This is a genomic window from Flavobacterium aerium, assembly GCF_030766725.1.
GTDB lineage: Bacteria > Bacteroidota > Bacteroidia > Flavobacteriales > Flavobacteriaceae > Flavobacterium > Flavobacterium aerium.
This window is the reverse complement of record NZ_JARQWR010000003.1, coordinates 136,539-153,106: the sequence shown is the minus strand read 5'-3', so window position 1 is coordinate 153,106 and position 16,568 is coordinate 136,539. Positions and strand designations below refer to the sequence as shown.

The 16,568-nt window shown below is 31.7% G+C and carries 15 protein-coding genes and 1 tRNA gene; 4 read left to right on the top strand and 12 right to left on the bottom strand.

The window, feature by feature from the left end; genetic code table 11:
• Nucleotides 1-172 precede the first annotated feature (172 nt).
• From P6733_RS05175 to P6733_RS05150, 6 genes are all read right to left on the bottom strand, one after another.
• Nucleotides 173-988, bottom strand: coding sequence for a DUF2971 domain-containing protein (locus P6733_RS05175; protein WP_306350635.1), 816 nt, complete (start codon nt 986-988; stop codon nt 173-175).
• 186 nt (nt 989-1,174) lie between these two features.
• Nucleotides 1,175-2,650: a serine hydrolase gene (locus P6733_RS05170; protein WP_306350633.1), complete on the bottom strand. Its 1,476-nt coding sequence runs from the start codon at nt 2,648-2,650 to the stop codon at nt 1,175-1,177.
• A 317-nt stretch (nt 2,651-2,967) separates the two neighbouring features.
• Nucleotides 2,968-3,879 (bottom strand): DNA-binding transcriptional response regulator, encoded by a 912-nt coding sequence (locus tag P6733_RS05165; protein ID WP_306350631.1) that lies wholly within the window; start codon nt 3,877-3,879, stop codon nt 2,968-2,970.
• Complete coding sequence (locus tag P6733_RS05160) at nt 3,863-6,247, bottom strand: sensor histidine kinase (RefSeq protein ID WP_306350628.1); 2,385 nt, start codon at nt 6,245-6,247, stop codon at nt 3,863-3,865. The genes P6733_RS05165 and P6733_RS05160 overlap by 17 nt, the downstream gene beginning before the upstream one ends.
• 1 nt (nt 6,248) lies before the next feature.
• Complete coding sequence (locus P6733_RS05155) at nt 6,249-7,475, bottom strand: DNA cytosine methyltransferase (RefSeq protein ID WP_306350626.1); 1,227 nt, start codon at nt 7,473-7,475, stop codon at nt 6,249-6,251.
• Nucleotides 7,468-7,680 (bottom strand): helix-turn-helix domain-containing protein, encoded by a 213-nt coding sequence (locus P6733_RS05150; protein ID WP_306350624.1) that lies wholly within the window; start codon nt 7,678-7,680, stop codon nt 7,468-7,470. Before P6733_RS05150 ends, P6733_RS05155 begins: the two co-directional genes overlap by 8 nt.
• Nucleotides 7,681-7,857: 177 nt before the next feature.
• Between P6733_RS05150 and P6733_RS05145 the strand changes: the two genes are divergently transcribed.
• Nucleotides 7,858-8,061: a hypothetical protein gene (locus P6733_RS05145; RefSeq protein WP_306350622.1), complete on the top strand. Its 204-nt coding sequence runs from the start codon at nt 7,858-7,860 to the stop codon at nt 8,059-8,061.
• Nucleotides 8,062-8,272: 211 nt separating this feature from the next.
• On the opposite strand, the gene P6733_RS05140 is transcribed toward P6733_RS05145, so the two are convergent.
• The 5 genes from P6733_RS05140 to P6733_RS05120 form a co-directional block, all read right to left on the bottom strand.
• Nucleotides 8,273-9,019, bottom strand: coding sequence for a hypothetical protein (locus P6733_RS05140; RefSeq protein ID WP_306350620.1), 747 nt, complete (start codon nt 9,017-9,019; stop codon nt 8,273-8,275).
• Between the two features lie 146 nt (nt 9,020-9,165).
• On the bottom strand, nt 9,166-9,651 hold the full coding sequence (locus P6733_RS05135) for an SseB family protein (RefSeq protein ID WP_306350618.1): 486 nt from the start codon (nt 9,649-9,651) through the stop codon (nt 9,166-9,168).
• Between the two features lie 366 nt (nt 9,652-10,017).
• Entirely contained in the window at nt 10,018-10,368 is a 351-nt protein-coding gene (locus P6733_RS05130) for a hypothetical protein (protein ID WP_306350616.1), read from the bottom strand.
• Nucleotides 10,369-10,390: 22 nt separating this feature from the next.
• Complete coding sequence (locus tag P6733_RS05125) at nt 10,391-11,386, bottom strand: hypothetical protein (RefSeq protein ID WP_306350614.1); 996 nt, start codon at nt 11,384-11,386, stop codon at nt 10,391-10,393.
• 485 nt (nt 11,387-11,871) lie between these two features.
• Nucleotides 11,872-11,959 (bottom strand) — tRNA-Ser (locus tag P6733_RS05120).
• Between the two features lie 449 nt (nt 11,960-12,408).
• On the opposite strand from P6733_RS05120, the gene P6733_RS05115 reads away from it, so the two are divergent.
• The 3 genes from P6733_RS05115 (at nt 12,409) to P6733_RS05105 (ending at nt 15,189) form a co-directional block, all read left to right on the top strand.
• Nucleotides 12,409-13,671 (top strand): T9SS type A sorting domain-containing protein, encoded by a 1,263-nt coding sequence (locus tag P6733_RS05115; RefSeq protein WP_306350612.1) that lies wholly within the window; start codon nt 12,409-12,411, stop codon nt 13,669-13,671.
• A 128-nt stretch (nt 13,672-13,799) separates the two neighbouring features.
• Nucleotides 13,800-14,381: a TetR/AcrR family transcriptional regulator gene (locus P6733_RS05110; protein WP_306350610.1), complete on the top strand. Its 582-nt coding sequence runs from the start codon at nt 13,800-13,802 to the stop codon at nt 14,379-14,381.
• Between the two features lie 67 nt (nt 14,382-14,448).
• Entirely contained in the window at nt 14,449-15,189 is a 741-nt protein-coding gene (locus P6733_RS05105; protein WP_306350608.1) for an SDR family oxidoreductase, read from the top strand.
• Between the two features lie 50 nt (nt 15,190-15,239).
• Here P6733_RS05105 and P6733_RS05100 read toward each other — a convergent pair whose 3' ends face one another.
• On the bottom strand, nt 15,240-16,400 hold the full coding sequence (locus tag P6733_RS05100) for a pepsin/retropepsin-like aspartic protease family protein (RefSeq protein WP_306350606.1): 1,161 nt from the start codon (nt 16,398-16,400) through the stop codon (nt 15,240-15,242).
• Nucleotides 16,401-16,568: the final 168 nt, after the last annotated feature.

Sequence of the window (16,568 nt, the reverse complement as noted above, 5' to 3'; positions counted from 1 at the left end):
GTCTTTAGTTACGGGGCGCTGTACAATGATAGCTAACGTTTGGTCGCTTGGCGATGGTTGCGAGGTTCGGAATTGATTATTTTCTGTTAAAGATAAAGTTTCTTGCGAAATGTGAACCTGAACGTACAACAAAATTCGCAATTGCGAGAAACGGCTGTTGTGCGTTGTTTTTTTATATTTCGATTCTGTCAAATTCAAATTTGAATGGAATTTTTATAAGTTGATAAATTTTAATATTTCTTTTTTTTGCTTCAACTATGATTTCTTCTTTGTGGCTTGGTTCAATATTTACGCCTAAATTTATTTCCTCAATACAATTTTCTGCAAAAACTTTTATTCTCATTTCATTCGATGGTTTTTCTGGAAACATCAAGTTTGTGAAACGATATTCTTCTTCATAAGACCATTCTACTGATTTATAATATGTTTGATAAAATGAGACAATCATGCGATCTTCATTATCTAACGGATTTATTATGGGAAAATTTTCTGAATAAGTTACTGGTCCGCCTTTTCCAAATAGTCCAGATTCCCTCATTTTTTCTTCATTAAATCCAATACAAAAACCTTTATGATAATCTCCATAATGCGACCACATTAGAATTGAATTCCATTTAGCGCTCATACATAAAACTCCGTAATGATTATCAATCATTGGAAATTCTATTTCTTCTCTTTCTTTTTGGAATTTCTGAATATTTTGTAATGTTTTTGCGTATTCTATTATTTCATTTTCTATGCTCAAACCTTTTGAAATAATAAAATCTTTTTGTCGTTCAATTACATCGTTTACATATTTTTCAACTTTTTCAGGTGTGTTAATTAGTAGAAAGTTTTTTGGAATTTTACAATCAAATGGATCATTAAATTCTATTGGTGAAGAAAGATAAACTTGATTTTTTAACAAAATATCTTTGTGATATTTATTTGACCAACTTCTGTATTTGTAAATTATTTTAGGATAATTTTCAGCGTAATTTTTAGTCATATAGTTTTGCAATTTTTGATGTCTCGTTAAGTTCCCTGTCGCTGTAAAATAACGCACAACGTTTGGTCGCTTGGCGATGGTTGCGAAGTTCGGAACGAATTATTTTCTGTTAAAGATAAAGTTTCTTGCGAAATGTAAACGTCCGGCTTGCACAAAATTCGCAATAGCGCAAAACGTGTGTTGCCATTAGTTATTCTCCACAGTTATTTTTCCTATACGTTCAATCATTACCTTTGCATTCTTATTTTCTGGATTTAATTCTATTGATTTTTGATAATTTTCTGTTGATAATTTAAATTGTTTATTGGAAAAATAACCTTCAGCTAAACTATCAAAAGTATTTGCGGAATTTGGATTTAATTCTGTATTAAGTTTGAAAACTTCAATCGCTGTTTTTGGTTGATTGTCTCGAAGGAATGTGTAAGCAAGTTCATTTATACTAATTTCATCATAAATGTAATCAGTAGGATTTTTATCAATTTTATTCTTGACGTTACTTGCCAAATCTGATGAGCCATTTAAGTTTAGCTCACTTAATATTTTGTTGATAACAGGAATTTTTGGTTTTTGATATTTGGATTGATCAAGTATCATGTCAATTGATTTAGTCAATTCATTCATTGCAAGTTTAGCACCCTGATTTGTCAGGAATATATAATCATAACCATCAGTTAGATTTTTCTTTATTAAAGACCTGTAACTTTCCACGAATCCATCGTGTTGAACATACTCTTTTTCATTTTTATTATATGGCATCCAACCAAAACCATAACCATATTCTTGACCGTTCATATTGATGGTTATAGAATCTTTATTTAGCTTACCATTTTTGAAAGCTTCATTGAGCGTTTTCTTCGAGATTAATTTATTAGAATTTAATGCTTTGTTCCACTTTTCTATATCGTTTAGAGTTGAATAAATTCCACCGGGTCCAATTACGGAAGATGTGTAATCAACTTTTGACCCAATTAGATTGTAGCCATCAACCTTGGTGGAAATTTTTTCTACTGCAGTTTTAGTCGCTGTAGTGTTTTGCATTTTTAAAGGCTCAAAAATCTCTTGATTGAAGAATTGATCAATTGGTTTCCCCGATATTTTTTGGATTATCAAAGCGAGCATAACATAACCCGCATTGCTATATCTAAATGTTTTTCCATTTTCAAGTTCAAGGGAATCTTGTTTCAGAAGCATATCGAGTACATCTTTGTTGCTTGGGTTGGTCAACTTATAATATTCCTTATCCGTAATTCCTGAAGTATGGTTTAAAAGTTGTCTTACGGTTATGTTTTTTAGATATTCGGGATAGTTTGGGAAAAAGTCATTGATTTTATCATCGTAAGATAATTTACCTTGTTCTTGTAATATCATAATTCCCATTGCAGTAAATTGTTTGGAAACCGATGCAATGTAAAAAACTGATTCAGGAGTAATTTTTTTTTTCGTTTCTTCGTTCGTAAATCCAAAAGATTTTTTGTAAATGATAGAGTCGTGTTTTGCAACCAAAATAGCTCCATTAAACATTCCATTCGAGTGGCAGAAATTGAACAATGAATCGAGTTGTTGGGATTGAATATTCTTTTTGGATGTTTCAGTTTTTGAAATACTCGAGCAGGAAGCAAAAATTGATAAGACAATTAATAGACTGTAAAATTGATGTTTCATTTAATATATTTTTCTCTAAAGACGATAAATTTCGTTGATTGTGACGATTTTTTATAATTGATGGCAACGTTTTTCGGCTATACACAGGCAGGGATTTTAACCCCTGAACTTCCTACGAAGAACTGAACTTCAAATTCACTAATTACCTGTCCTACAAAGCACAGAACCCCTGCTTGCGTATAGGTGATGTTATCGCTTCGTTGTTCTTTTTCGTCCGCTTGGTTATCTGTCGGTTTTGCGGTGCGGTTGGGCAGACACACTCTTTGCTAAGTTTTGGCTTGAGCTTGGGCTGGTGCGACTTGGCAATGTGTGTGTGGCTATTCGGTAGGATTAATTTTGTTTTCAATTGCATTAATTTTTATGATATAATCATTCAAGTCACGTCTAATCTTTTTACATAACTCCTTATCGAAATACACTTCTTCTCCTTTAACTTTAAAATACTGCTTGCCTTGTTCATTTTTTTTAAGTTCAGAATGTGCAAATTGGTTGCGGATGAGTATAACTTCATCATTGTATTTAGATGCAAAATTGTCTTCTTGCATTATTTCTAAAATTGCACCTAAAGCAAATATTTTCTGAGAAGAATTAAAAAGAACAGTATCTCGTAAAATATCTTTTACTTTTCTTTTTTCTGCTCTTTCGTATTTTTCCTTAGCGTTGGCAAAAATGTTGTCAAAAATCGTATTCAATAATGGCGTAATATGTTCTTTAAGGTTTGGATTATGTAACTGTTTTCGAACAATTTCTTCCATTTTCAAATCCAAGGAACTTGTTTCTTGCATTATCATCCCTCTCATTGTTACAATGTTCTGAAACTTTGCAATTGTTAAGTTAATCACTTCAATTATTGAATTTTGCAGTTCTTTATGATAATCTTGTCCGTCAAGCTGGTAGAACGTTATTCTGTTACTGTTTGCTAACTTTGTAGTAGGCAATTCACTATTTGCAGAGTAGAAAAATATTTCTGTTAAGATATGTTTTTCATCACGAATAAAATCAATTACTTCATTTCCGTGGCTTTCATTTAGATTTAAGTCTGTAATAATTAGATCATAGGTTTGACTGTCTTCATATTTTTCTTTGAACTCGTCAAAATCTTCTGCTGTATAGATATGAACATTGAAAAACTCATTTTCAAGATGACTTTTTACATTTTCTATTAAAGATAAGAATGGTCGAGTGTCAATTTTATCTTCAACCCAGATAATTTTATAATTTAGCTTCATACGGGAATTTTAAGTTGAACTCGGCTCCTTGATTAGATTGCACAAATTCAATTGATGCTTTATATTTACTTAATAAATCTTTCACGTGATAAAGCCCGATACCAGAACCATCTGTATTACTATATCTAAAATCAAAAATTTTATCCTTGATTTCATCTGGAATACCACTTCCATTATCTTTAAAATTTAAAACCAAATATTCTTTACTCTTTATCCAATCAAGTTCAATTTTAGTAGACTTGGCTTTTCTTGAATTTGAAAACAAATTGTCTAATATCACTGTGATTTCAAACGGCCTGAATTTTAGTATATGTTTAACTGAGCTTTTTTCTTTTATTTCAATTTTTATTGGTCTTTTTTGATGTATGAAGGAGTCTGCAGGAACGTAAATATTTTGAACATAATCATTGACGAAAGATACAAGGTCATTTGTTATTTTTTCTGCTTGTGTATTAAACCCAGCCTTTGTTACAAATCTTGAAGCACTTACAATCCTTAGTACTTCAAGACTAATATCCTTAACATCTTTAATCAGTTTATCTTTGGGCATATCTTCGTTGATTGAATCAATTAAAGAATCTAAACTCCAAGTTATATTTCCAGCGGTATGGATTATTTGATGTTGAAGAGCCAATAAATCTTTTTTCTCACGACCAATCTGAGATTTATCAAAAAGTTTTTCCGCAATTTCCCGGTCTAATTCATTTTTTAACTCTTCGTTTTCTACAAGTTTAAGTAATGCTTCTTCTTCTGCTTCAATTTTACTTTTCCGTAAATCAGAAATTTTCTTCTCTACATTTTTAATTGTTTGAATTACTTCTTTTTCGTCAAATTCTCCCTGCTTAATTTTTTCGGAAATCGTTTTCAAAACCCCTTGAGCAGATTGTTCACTTTTAGCATCTAAAATGCTCAAAATATTCTCTGATAGCTGAAAACTTAAAACATTTTTAGATGTGGTTAAATTTTTAATTAACTTTGATATATTGTCATTTACATCAAAATTACTTTGATTATCTTTTCCTTCATTTTTAATGAAAGACTGATTTATATTGATATAATCATCTTCTGATAAAAAATTACCCCAATCAGTAATTTCTATTGTGTATTTTTCAAGCTTTTTTAAAGTTTCATAAAATTGTTCGACAAGATTATCATAAGTTTTAGTTTTGATAAAACCATCACCTCTACTTGATGTTTCTTTCAAATTAGGATTATTACTACTTATAGAGATATATCCAATAACCTCTCTTGTACCTAAGTATCTTGAGTGTCCTTGGGCTTTTCGATTATCCATTTTAAATGGATCTTCGCCTCTTTCACCATATGGATATATTCTCAAACCGTTCTTATAAACGAAAATATGTCCATAGTTTACTGGCTCTACACCCATACGCCTAGTAAATGTGGATTTTGCAGACTGGTTTAAAAAATAGATAGCATAATGTATATCAACTAAATCCGTATATGGATTTTCTTCTTCGATCTTATAAACAAATTTGCCACCCTCAAATAAAGTGGTGATAATTTTATCTTTTTGAATATCAGATTCGATGTAACTTGTTTTTAATTGTAATGTCTCAAATATTGGATTTCGGATTTGACCGTTAATAACATTAAAATATTCTATTTCGTTTTCATCAAGTTTACCCTCTTTTGCCTTTTTTGAGTTTTTAGTAATCTGTTTTTTATCTCCATCTATTTCATCCGTGACGGTTAAAAAAATCCTAAAGGGATCTTCATCCTGTATGGAAGAAGGGTTAATTAATCTTGCTAAGGAATCTTTCAGATTTTCAAATTTTTTACGATCCCAATCACTGTGTAAATTTGATATTTCTAATACGGTTCCGTGTTGTATTCCATATGAATTCGATTCTAACGTTTCATGAAGAACGCTAACATTTACAAATTCATCATTACTATCCTCTTCAAACTTATTCCAATCGGTAATTAAAACTTCAGATTTTGCATCCGTTTGGTCTTTCAAAGTTTCAAGGTATAATTCACTTCCAAGTCTATCACAAGAAAATCTTCCAATACCCTTTGCTCCAGCATAAGCACGTTTAACTTTAATTTTATCGCGATAGTTTTCATAACTATCCTCTTCTTTTCCTTCTTTTTTGGCTGAGTAGGCAACAAAAAGCCATTTGTCAAGTAAATCTTGATAGCTCATTCCTTTTCCATTATCTTTTATAATGATTTTTCCATTACTACTGTATATGTCTTCAAAGATTACATCAACTCTAGTTGAGTGTGCATCATACGAATTTTTAACCAATTCAAATACTGCTATGAAATCATCTGTAATTAAATCTCTACCTATAATATTCTTTAAAGCAGAGCTGATTTTAAATTGTAACGGCTTCTGCATTTTAAAATAATTTATTAAGAATTAATCCTGCTTGCTCCCCAAAAAGTGGTGGGATTGCATTTCCAATTTGAGAATATCTCGGTACTTCTTGGGTTCTTCTTTTTCCTCCAGTAGTATATTTTCCTTTAAACTCATACCAATCATTAAATGATTGTATTCTTGCATACTCCCGAACTGTGAAAATTCTTGGTTCACAATAGTGAATATAGTCGTCTGGCAAGGTTGTTATTGTTGATGTTGGTGTCTTACCTGATAATGGAATCACCGTCCTCTTCTTAAGATTGAACCTTTCTTTAAGTTCGTTTGAAAGTGTTTTATTCTTTTCAGCATTTTGGAGAATAAACTCGAATTTTCTTAATGTTTCCTCGCTGTGTTTTGCAAATCTGTGGCTGTCAGGAATTTTTGAATCAACTTTACCTCTGAGTAATTTTTGATATTTTGATTGAATTGGATTGTAAAGACCTGCTGAAAATGATTTTGTATCGGGAGATACAACCTCATTAATTTTTAGCAAGTCTGAAATAGCATCCTCCAACGAATTTGTCAATCCAATTCCTTTTTTAATTAAAAAGGCCTCTTTTTGTTTTTGGATTTGCTCAAAAAAATCGTTTGGTTTCATTTGACTAACAATATCTTTTCTAATGCCAACTAATATAAATCTTGTCCTTTTTTGTGGAATACCAAATTCTGAAAAATCAATCAGTTTGCCCTCAACTTTATAACCTTGAAAATCGCCTTTTAGAGAGTCGTATTCCAGTGCGTTCGTAACATATTCTGAATAGATTTTTCCCTTGATTTTGTTTTTATCAAACTTCTGAGTAAAGCCCTTTACATTTTCAAAAAAGATAACTTTAGGTTGAACAAGTCTAATAAATTTGATGTAAGACTTTATTAATTCGTTTCTTGAATCTCCTTCAATTCTTCTTCCAGCTGTTGAAAACCCCTGGCAAGGTGGTCCACCTGCGACTAGGTCAATTTCTCCCCTGAGTGATTTTAAATTGGCTTTATGATTTTTGATTACTTCATTTATGTCGTGATTTTGTTTTGGCAACCAGTCTGGCCAATCAAAATGATTTTTCTTATCAATCAAATTATATTGAAGTGTTTCAAATGCGTCTAGACTTTTTTCAACAGCAAATTTACCCTTCCATAAACCCGTATTAAACAATCCAAGAGAAAGTCCACCGCACCCCGCAAAAAGGTCTATATATGTTTTCTTTTTACTCATCCTCAGGATTACTATTTTTTGTGGGAACTAATAATATTCTAACATCAACGTCTAGTATGTTTGCAATTTTCCGGAGTACTTCAATGCTAGGCTGAGCATTATTATTACAGTAATTTGTTACTATTACATAGCTTTTTTCAATCTGTTCAGATAACCATGTTTGAGTTCTTCCTTGTTCTTTTAGGACTTCCTTAATTCTGTTCATTTTGACCATTTATAAGTCAGTGTAAATATTTTTATATGGTGTAGTAATATAATTTAACACCTTATTTTTACTGCTTTATATTAATATACGAAATTACAATATAAAAACGTGTTGTGAAATATGATAAAATAATATGTATATATGTTGTATTACAATATATAATTCAAAATATACACTATGAGTAAACGATATACCAAAGCTGATTTAGAGGAAATAGTCTATAAACAGTTAGAAAATTTAAACGCAATGCACGATTTATTAGGCATTATGAAATTTCAAAATGACTTAATCCAAAATATTAATCAAACACTCAGAGAAGAAATCGGTCAGTTCAAAGATCAACAAGTAATGTATCCGACCAGAAGAAAGTCAAAATCGTAACTATTGGTAGGGGGGAAGGAAATGGCTCTTTTGGTTTTTTGAGCGTTGACTCGTGTGTCGGGAAAACCAAATGTGCCATTTGTGCGGTTGGCTTTTACACTGAGCGATAACGGTTTGGGGCTTTGCGATGGTGGGGCAATCGAAGCGCAAAACTTCAATTTTGCACAACAGTTGAACTTTGCAGCTTCGCCCCACTATTGCAAAACCCTTGTTAGCCGTTCGTTGTTTTTTCGTTCGCGATTATTTCAGTTTTATATTTCATTAATTGTCTGATTGATGTTAGATGTCCAAACAATACGATTGGAACAATAAATGTCGGTAACCAACTAAATGGAAAATTTAAAATCGCAATATTCGGTTGGTCAAAAGCAAATTTTTGAATTGGTGAAGGTGCTGAAAATAGAGCATTCACAACAATATTTACTAAAAGTCCAAGGCAAATAAAATTCCATATTAAAATAGTTTTTCGGTTCAATTTTGTTTTTGTCAGTCCAAAATATGCAATAATTGGTGCAGAAATTCCGGCAAGAATGTCAAAATTTTGACCTTCAAAAGTCATTAATTCTGGAATTGTTTTGTTGAGAAAAAGCCAAAACAAAATTATTTCAACCGGTATTCTTACAATATTTAGGTAAGTCAAGTTTTTAAGTGGTAAACTGTCGATAAATTGTCTTCCTTTTGAGGTTGAAAACAATAAAATAATTGTCAAAATTGTAGGCAAAATTCCTGTCAATATAATTTTTGGTGGAAAAGTGTTTGTATCAGAGTTGTAAATGTTTTTTAAAGTCAAAACCGCTTGGATTATCAACCAAATTGTTAAACCGATAGAAATTGGCATTGCTTTTTTTCGTGTTCGTTCAGAATTTGAATTTCTAATTGTCCAAATAAAAAACAATAAAGTCGTAACTGTTGTCAGTCCGAAAGTCAGCGAAATATATGTTGGTAAACTGTCAATCATTTTCTATTTGTTCAATATTTATGGTGTCGCTGTACAATGACGGCTAACAGTTTAGGGCTTTGCGAGGTTGGGGACTTTCGAAGCCGAGTATTTTTTTAATGTGAAAAAAAAACAGGAATTTACCACAACTGCTATTGACAGACGTATTATTTTTGTCTGTTTTTTATGTTTTCCATTTTCGCTTTTATTTTTGTTATATTTTCAGAATACTTTTCTTTTAACTTTTCGGAATTAAAAACTATTTCATCTTTAAGTCCAGGATTTAATTTCAAAGTTTCAGTTCCATCTAATATCGACAATAAAAATATTCCATCAACTTCAACAATCTCATTAGTTACTTTCCCTTGAGTAGATTCGTTAAATTTTTCAATTGAAGAAAAAATTGGAATAAATGATTTTCCATTTTCAACGTAGTCTTGAATATTTATTAATTTTTCTTTTCCTTTCAATTCTTCAGACAAAATTATTACAACTTTTCCAAGAAACACTTTGTCATTTTGTTCTGTATTAAACACTTCGTTATTTTGTTCGGTATTTTCCACTTCCGGTTCTATTTCATTTGTTACGATTTCATTTTTTTGATTGTTACAAGAAATTAGTGTGGTAAATAATATTAGGTAAATAAATTTCATAATTAGATTTTAATTGTTTTTTAATTATGTCCGCCAATTGTGGGTATAAACTCTAAAAACATATTTTGCTTCACCATCTTGAACTATGTATAAATGGTTCGTTGCAAGCCGAAAGATGTTACATTCGGTTTTGTCACTTAAATTATATTTCTCTTGAATAAGTTTACCAAGTTCGGCAGGTGAAAGTGTAGTATTTATAGCTGGAAATTTCGCTGTCATCAATTTTTGATTTGTCTTTAGTTACGGGGCGCTGTACAATGACAGCTAACGGTTTGGGGCTTTGCGAAGGTGGCGATTTTTACCACAAATGTGTCTGCGGAGCACTGAACCGTCACTTTTGCCAAACGCCTGTTAGCTTTTCGCCTTTTATTTCAGTTGTTTGTTTATAATCTCAGCCACTACCTCAACTCCTATGTCTTTTGCGGTATTTAAAACCCATTTGCCTCCATTTAAAAGATGCTGTACAACCTTATTGCCGTCTTTCTTTTTTGCAGCATTTTCAGCTTCAGCTACTTCGCTAATCGCCTTGAATTCTTCTGGACTCTCTGCATTAGACTTTAAATTATTCTTTAGCTTGCTTAACTCTTGGCTTAATAAGTCAAAATTTATATTATCAGGTAAAGTATAGTTATTTTGCTCAAATTTATTCTTAGTTGATTTTGAATTTGAGCCTACTGCACCTACTTGCGAATTGTTTATAATATTCTTGTCTCCCATTGTTGTTTCGTTTATCTTAAATTCAAAATAGCTTTTTAAATTTATGTAGATTCTCAACTGATATCATTCCATTTGCTATGTCACTTATTGGAAATTGCACTTTTTCAAAGTGATTATAATATTCATCAAAATCTCCAACTATCAAAGGTGAATCAGTTTGCGAATACTTAATCGCATAGTTTTTCAACCAATCGGTCACTCCATCTAAATTATGCTCCGTTAATGATGGCGAAAATTGACAGAAGGAATACGAAAAGGCATCATATTCTTTTAATGCCTCTTCTCTAGCATAAGTAATTGCAACGCTTACCACACCTTGACTGGGATTGTCATTCTTTAGCAACGTTAGTTCTTCCACTTCAATATAAAATTTAGGTACGTCTCTATTATATTCATAGCTAATTAAAGATAGCTCTTTTGGAAGTAACATAATTCTTCCTTTGAGATTTACAGTTGGGTTTTGCTTGGAACTAATCTCCGAGATTACATCGCTATAATGTTCAGATTCCAACAGAACAACTATTCCCTCATGACTGACACCATTGGATGATGCACACATTATATGTTTTAGGTTACCTTCAATCTTTTTAGGACCAAGTCTCAACGAACCAATACCACCTTTGACCATACTTTTTTTATCACCAGGTCGTAATTCAATAAAATGTGGTTCAATTTGTCCATTTCCTTTTCTTCTTTCATTCTCAAAGTGCCTCTCTAATGCATAATCTCTTTTATTTCTAGCAAATTGTGTGTGAAACAATCCTGGTGAAATTGGAATCCACTCAAGCATTTTAAAACTCTGTAATTTTATTATTTGTCCTGCATATAGATTTGAAGACAAAGCCTTATTCCAAAAATCACTATTATCATAGATTACCTGATCTTGTATACTTTCATTTTTCTCGGATTTTAGCTTGGAGAATAATGCAATATCGAAGTAATCCTTTAAAGACGAAATTAGGTCTCGTCTATTGTTCACTCTTTGTTGATTTCCTCTTAACATTGATTCTATATTCATTATAATTTGGTTTAAGGTGGAAGCTAACATTGTTTTTTTACGAAACAAAAGACATTAAAGCTTCGTGAAACTCCATCTATATCTGTATTTCGTGAAATTATAAGCTAATATAATTATTTTTCTGTAAATTAAATTAAATAGTATTCTTTTCTATTCCTTCAGAAATTCTTGTAAAATTGTTTACTTAAAAAGACATTGTTTTTCTATTTCAATTCATTTCAAAACAAAGATTAGCCTTTTATAATCAAGTCTTTTACGGAAAACCGCAATCAACTAAAATTTATTTTTACAAGTATACTATTAAATAAAAATGAAGCCTTAGGTATTTATACCTATTTTCTTAAATAGGAATGAGAGAAAAACGAAAGATGAAATCTTGAGAAGTGTTTTGTTTTTCGTTATAAGATTTGAATAAACAACTTTCAGTATTGTCTAAAAAGTAAAAACCCTTTAAATCATATGATTTAAAGGGTTTTGTTATTTACTGGCGGAGAAAGAGGGATTCGAACCCCCGGACCTGTTACAGTCAACAGTTTTCAAGACTGCCGCATTCGACCGCTCTGCCATTTCTCCAGTATGTCACAATCAATCGCCTTGATTGCGGTGCAAATATAGGAAGGTTTTCCGATTATCAAAAACATTTCTGAACTTTTTTTTGCTCAAATGTGGACTATTTTTTTAACCATTTCAGTATCAGTATTTCCCTGCAAAATAATTTTTACTTTTTAATGCAAAAAAACACAGAATCTCCCATTCTCAAGCGAAAGTAAAGACATTCTGAGAAATAGATAAGCCCGTATTATAGAATAAAAATGATAAAAATGCTAGGTAAAAAGAAGGAACATTCTAAAACAAAATAGAATCAATAATTAAATTAGAATGCATAATAGAGACGAAAGGCACAACTACCGTTTTTGTAATATGCATTTAATACATTGGTTTTTATATATTTATGCTTGAAAAAACAGAGACCAATATTCAATACCATGAATGATTAATCCATCACAATACCACAAACGCATATGAAATCAAAATTACTTTGCTTATGCCTGTTGCTTTGGGCAGGAAATACGAGCCTTTTTGCTCAAAATCCAGAGAAGAGAGTTTTATTTGTAGGAAACAGTATTACCTACTTTAATGATATGCCTATTTTGTTTCGCGATGTGGCAAACAATAAAGGTAAAAATGTAACAACACAAATGTATGCTCCGGGTGGAACGGGTTTTGTAAACCATGTAGCCGATGCGAATGTGTATAACCTATTTAAGAATAATGTTTGGGATGTAGTCGTTTTACAACCGGGGAGTAATGAATCAGGAGGAACTTCGGCTTCGGTGAATACCACGATTGAAAGAGGGAAAAGACTGATGGATTCCATTAAAAAGTACAGTCCTTGCGCGAAGATATTATTGTATGAAATATCCAATGGAATTCAGTCCGCGGTAACCTATCCCAATTATTTCGTTGTTCAGACGCGAATAAAAGATTCTTTAACCAAAATGGCAGATGGATTGCAGATTCCGATGATTCCGGCAGGGGAGAGTGCTAGAATGCATTACACAGCCCAACAAGACTTATTATTGCACGGTTCTTTCAACGACATTCACCCGAATTTAAATGGATCTTATTTAATTGCTGCCACAATGTATGCAGCGATCTTTCAAGAACCTGTAACAGGAACTACTTTTTATGGTGGAATACCACAAGCTAGAGCAGAATATTTTCATGGAATAGCCGATCAGGTTGTTTTACCGAATAAAGCACAATGGCGCATTAATATGTTTAATCTTCATTCTGATTTTAATTATGTGGTGAATGGTAATACTGTCGATTTTACGAATGCTGCTGCAAATTATACTACCTTAGAGTGGGATTTTGGCGATGGTACTATTGTTACAGATTTAAATCCATCGCATGTTTTTCTAACCAATGGAATTAAAACAATCAAGTTGAAAGCAATACGCAATGGCTGTGAAGAAATCATAGAAAAGCAAATTACAATCGGAAGTTTATCCGTTGCCGATTTTGACCTAACAAAAGCGGTACTTTATCCTAATCCGGCAAAAGATCTTCTAAATTTCAGGATTCCTGGAACTACTGGGAATGAAAGGGTAGAACTCTCTTTATACGATTTGTCTGGAAGGCGAATATTTTCTAATAAGGTACTGTTTTCGCAAGGAAATTATACGTTGGACTTAAATAATTTACACTGTAAAAGCGGTATTTATTTGGTACGATTAAAATCTGATACAATAGATTATAATCAAAAAATAAGTATACAATAAGTTGGAAAACAGTCTTTTAAAACGATTCAGTTTAAGGGTCGCTTTTTTTATTTTTAAAAATAAATGAAATAATAGTTGGTAAATAAAACCGAACGGTCTAAATTTGTACCATCAAATGAAAAGAACAAATGACCAAGGCAGAAAGAACCAGACAATTTATTATTGAAAAAGCAGCACCAATTATTAACCAAAAAGGGATAGCGGGTACAGCCATCAGTGATATTATGGAAGCGACCAAACTTGCAAAGGGAGGTATATATGGTAATTTTGAAAGTAAAGATGAAATTTGTTTAGAAGCCTTTAATTACTTGACCAAAGGGGTTGCCGATGGCATTGATCGTGTTTTAATAAAACGGAATACAGCAAAAGATAAGCTCTTTTTTCTATTGGATCACTATACGAACGATTTGGCGATGAATGATTTAGGAGGATGTCCGCTGTTGAATTTTGGTACTGAAACGGATGATACAAATCCACAAATCAAGATGCAGGTAAATAAAGCCATTATGGATGCCCAAAACCGAATTAAAAACATTGTAGAAGAGGGAATGGCCAAAGGTGAGTTTAACAAAAATGTAGATGCAGAATTGTTTGCAATTAAAACCTTTGCATTAGTTGAAGGCGGCATATTGATTGGGCGTATTCAGGGCAATACCAATCAGATGAAAAAAATTATGGAACAATTAAAAATTGAAATTGAATCTTTTTGATTCATTTTTTTTTCTAAAATAAAAGACCGAACGGTCTAAATTTAATTAATTTAAAAACTATATAATCATGAATGTTGAGCATAAAAAAATTGTAATTACAGGCGGTGGTTCAGGAATTGGACTAGCTATGGCAAAAATTTTTTCAGAAAAAGGAAATCAAGTAATTATTACCGGTAGGAATGAAGAAAAACTAAAGAAAGCGATACAAACATTAAAAAACACAACCTATGTGGTAAGTGATGTATCCAAAGAAGCAGATGTAGAACAATTAGTTCAGAAAATCAAAAATGAGCACCAAGGTATTGATATTCTAATCAATAACGCAGGAGTTTTGACTCCGCAAGGTCCAGATGAAGGAGACGATTTATTGAAGAATGCCCGTTATGAAATGGAGGTTAATTACTTCTCTGTCGTTCGTTTAACACAAGTATTATTACCATTATTAAAAGAAAGTAAAGAAGCTGCAATTGTAAATGTTGCTTCCGTATTATCGTATTTACCGTTAGCAAATGTAGCGACTTATAGCGCTTCTAAAGCAGCTTTACATTCCTATTCTCAATCATTGCGAACAGTACTTGGACAAAAAGGATTTTCTATAAAAGTATTTGAAGTTTTCCCACACTTTACCGAAACAGAAATGACAGAAGGATTGGATATTCCGATGATGTCTTCTGAAGCAGTGGCGCAAGATGTATTAGAAGGATTAGAAAATGATCTTTATGCCATTCGAAATGGTCAGACTAAGGATATTTACCAAATGATGCTTAAATCTCCAGAAGATACATTGCGTTTAATCAATCAGAATTAAGAAAAATGAGAATCGGGAATATACCCATGGCTTATTCCCGATTTCTTGTATTATAATTTATCCATTTCAACGGTATAAATCTCACCCGTATTCTTCTTTAGTTTCAAGATACTTTTCTTTTTCAGAATAGGATCAGTAATCAAATCACAAATACTGCTTACTTTGGTTTCAATGGTATCAATGCTTATGATTTCATCTCCAAGATTGGCTTTGTTTAGATAAGTATCACATAGGGCACCTACAACTAATTTTCCATCTTTAAAGTTTGGACTAATGGGCCAAATAGTATTCTTATAAGGAAGTTTTGAAGCATTGGATATGAAATAGAATTTTTTCTTTGAGTAATCAATAATAGCCGTTCCATAATGTAATAAATCAACTCCTAGTTTTGAGATGTTATCGTTGGAAGTTTCCGTCCAAATATTTTCAATCGTCGTATTACCAATTTGTAAATCAGGAATTAAAATCCTTTTTTTATCACTTTCTGCTTCAGAACCAAATAAACCGTAAGAGTTTATTCCTTTGCCTATAATTTCTTTTTGGAATACATGATATTCTTTAAATGCATCATAGGATTTAGACGTAATCATATAAAAACCTTTGTATCCGGTATCAAATAAAATGGTGTTTTGAACCGTTTTTTTTCCAGAATGAGCAATGAAAAATATAGGCGAATTTTGTTTGCTTTCCATTGTAAATTTCAATGGTTTCCCTTTTTTTAAATCTAAATTTTTAACATCGTTTGTCACAATAATTTCCGACTTATCAAAGTTAAATTCTATAACAGAATTGCGGAAGGCATTACTACCTATAATTCCATCAACATTAAAGCAATCACTAATAATGTTGTCCTCATGTTCCAGTAGGCTAGGGATGTTTTGGAATGTTAAACCTGCAATCTTGAATTGATTAATGGTTAAGGTGGTTAGTTCTTTTATATTGTTTTGTGAATCTTTAATTGGAATTGCAATATCTTGTTTGAAATCGGAAGAGCGGAATTTTGAAAATAGCGTGGTAATCGCTCCGGTATCCAATAGAAAATCGTGTTTTACAGCATTGATTTCTACTTCAATAATGATGAGCCCATTGACAATTCTATAAGGGATTTTGGTATAATAATTTTTCTCTAGTATTTCACCCGAATTGATGTTAATCTGAGCAGAGGCAATAGTAAGTACCAGTAAAAATAAGCAGGAGAGTACTTTTTTCATAAGTAATGATAGCGAGTAATGGGTTGATTTTAAGAATTCTAAAAATAAGAAAGTATCACTATAATTAACTAGAATACAGGAGTTTTATTTTTGAAGATAAAATTCAAGATATAGTTTTAGTTTAATGTTCTGATTTTAATATCTTTATGTTGTTTTAAGTGAAGTGTA

What these genes read in the sequence shown, in the direction of transcription:
- P6733_RS05175 (WP_306350635.1), bottom strand. Translation starts at nt 988, where the DNA reads ATGACTAAAAATTACGCTGAAAATTATCCTAAAATAATTTACAAATAC.
- P6733_RS05170 (WP_306350633.1), bottom strand. Translation starts at nt 2,650, where the DNA reads ATGAAACATCAATTTTACAGTCTATTAATTGTCTTATCAATTTTTGCT.
- P6733_RS05165 (WP_306350631.1), bottom strand. Translation starts at nt 3,879, where the DNA reads ATGAAGCTAAATTATAAAATTATCTGGGTTGAAGATAAAATTGACACT.
- P6733_RS05160 (WP_306350628.1), bottom strand. Translation starts at nt 6,247, where the DNA reads ATGCAGAAGCCGTTACAATTTAAAATCAGCTCTGCTTTAAAGAATATT.
- P6733_RS05155 (WP_306350626.1), bottom strand. Translation starts at nt 7,475, where the DNA reads ATGAGTAAAAAGAAAACATATATAGACCTTTTTGCGGGGTGCGGTGGA.
- P6733_RS05150 (WP_306350624.1), bottom strand. Translation starts at nt 7,680, where the DNA reads ATGAACAGAATTAAGGAAGTCCTAAAAGAACAAGGAAGAACTCAAACA.
- P6733_RS05145 (WP_306350622.1), top strand. Translation starts at nt 7,858, where the DNA reads ATGAGTAAACGATATACCAAAGCTGATTTAGAGGAAATAGTCTATAAA.
- P6733_RS05140 (WP_306350620.1), bottom strand. Translation starts at nt 9,019, where the DNA reads ATGATTGACAGTTTACCAACATATATTTCGCTGACTTTCGGACTGACA.
- P6733_RS05135 (WP_306350618.1), bottom strand. Translation starts at nt 9,651, where the DNA reads ATGAAATTTATTTACCTAATATTATTTACCACACTAATTTCTTGTAAC.
- P6733_RS05130 (WP_306350616.1), bottom strand. Translation starts at nt 10,368, where the DNA reads ATGGGAGACAAGAATATTATAAACAATTCGCAAGTAGGTGCAGTAGGC.
- P6733_RS05125 (WP_306350614.1), bottom strand. Translation starts at nt 11,386, where the DNA reads ATGAATATAGAATCAATGTTAAGAGGAAATCAACAAAGAGTGAACAAT.
- P6733_RS05115 (WP_306350612.1), top strand. Translation starts at nt 12,409, where the DNA reads ATGAAATCAAAATTACTTTGCTTATGCCTGTTGCTTTGGGCAGGAAAT.
- P6733_RS05110 (WP_306350610.1), top strand. Translation starts at nt 13,800, where the DNA reads ATGACCAAGGCAGAAAGAACCAGACAATTTATTATTGAAAAAGCAGCA.
- P6733_RS05105 (WP_306350608.1), top strand. Translation starts at nt 14,449, where the DNA reads ATGAATGTTGAGCATAAAAAAATTGTAATTACAGGCGGTGGTTCAGGA.
- P6733_RS05100 (WP_306350606.1), bottom strand. Translation starts at nt 16,400, where the DNA reads ATGAAAAAAGTACTCTCCTGCTTATTTTTACTGGTACTTACTATTGCC.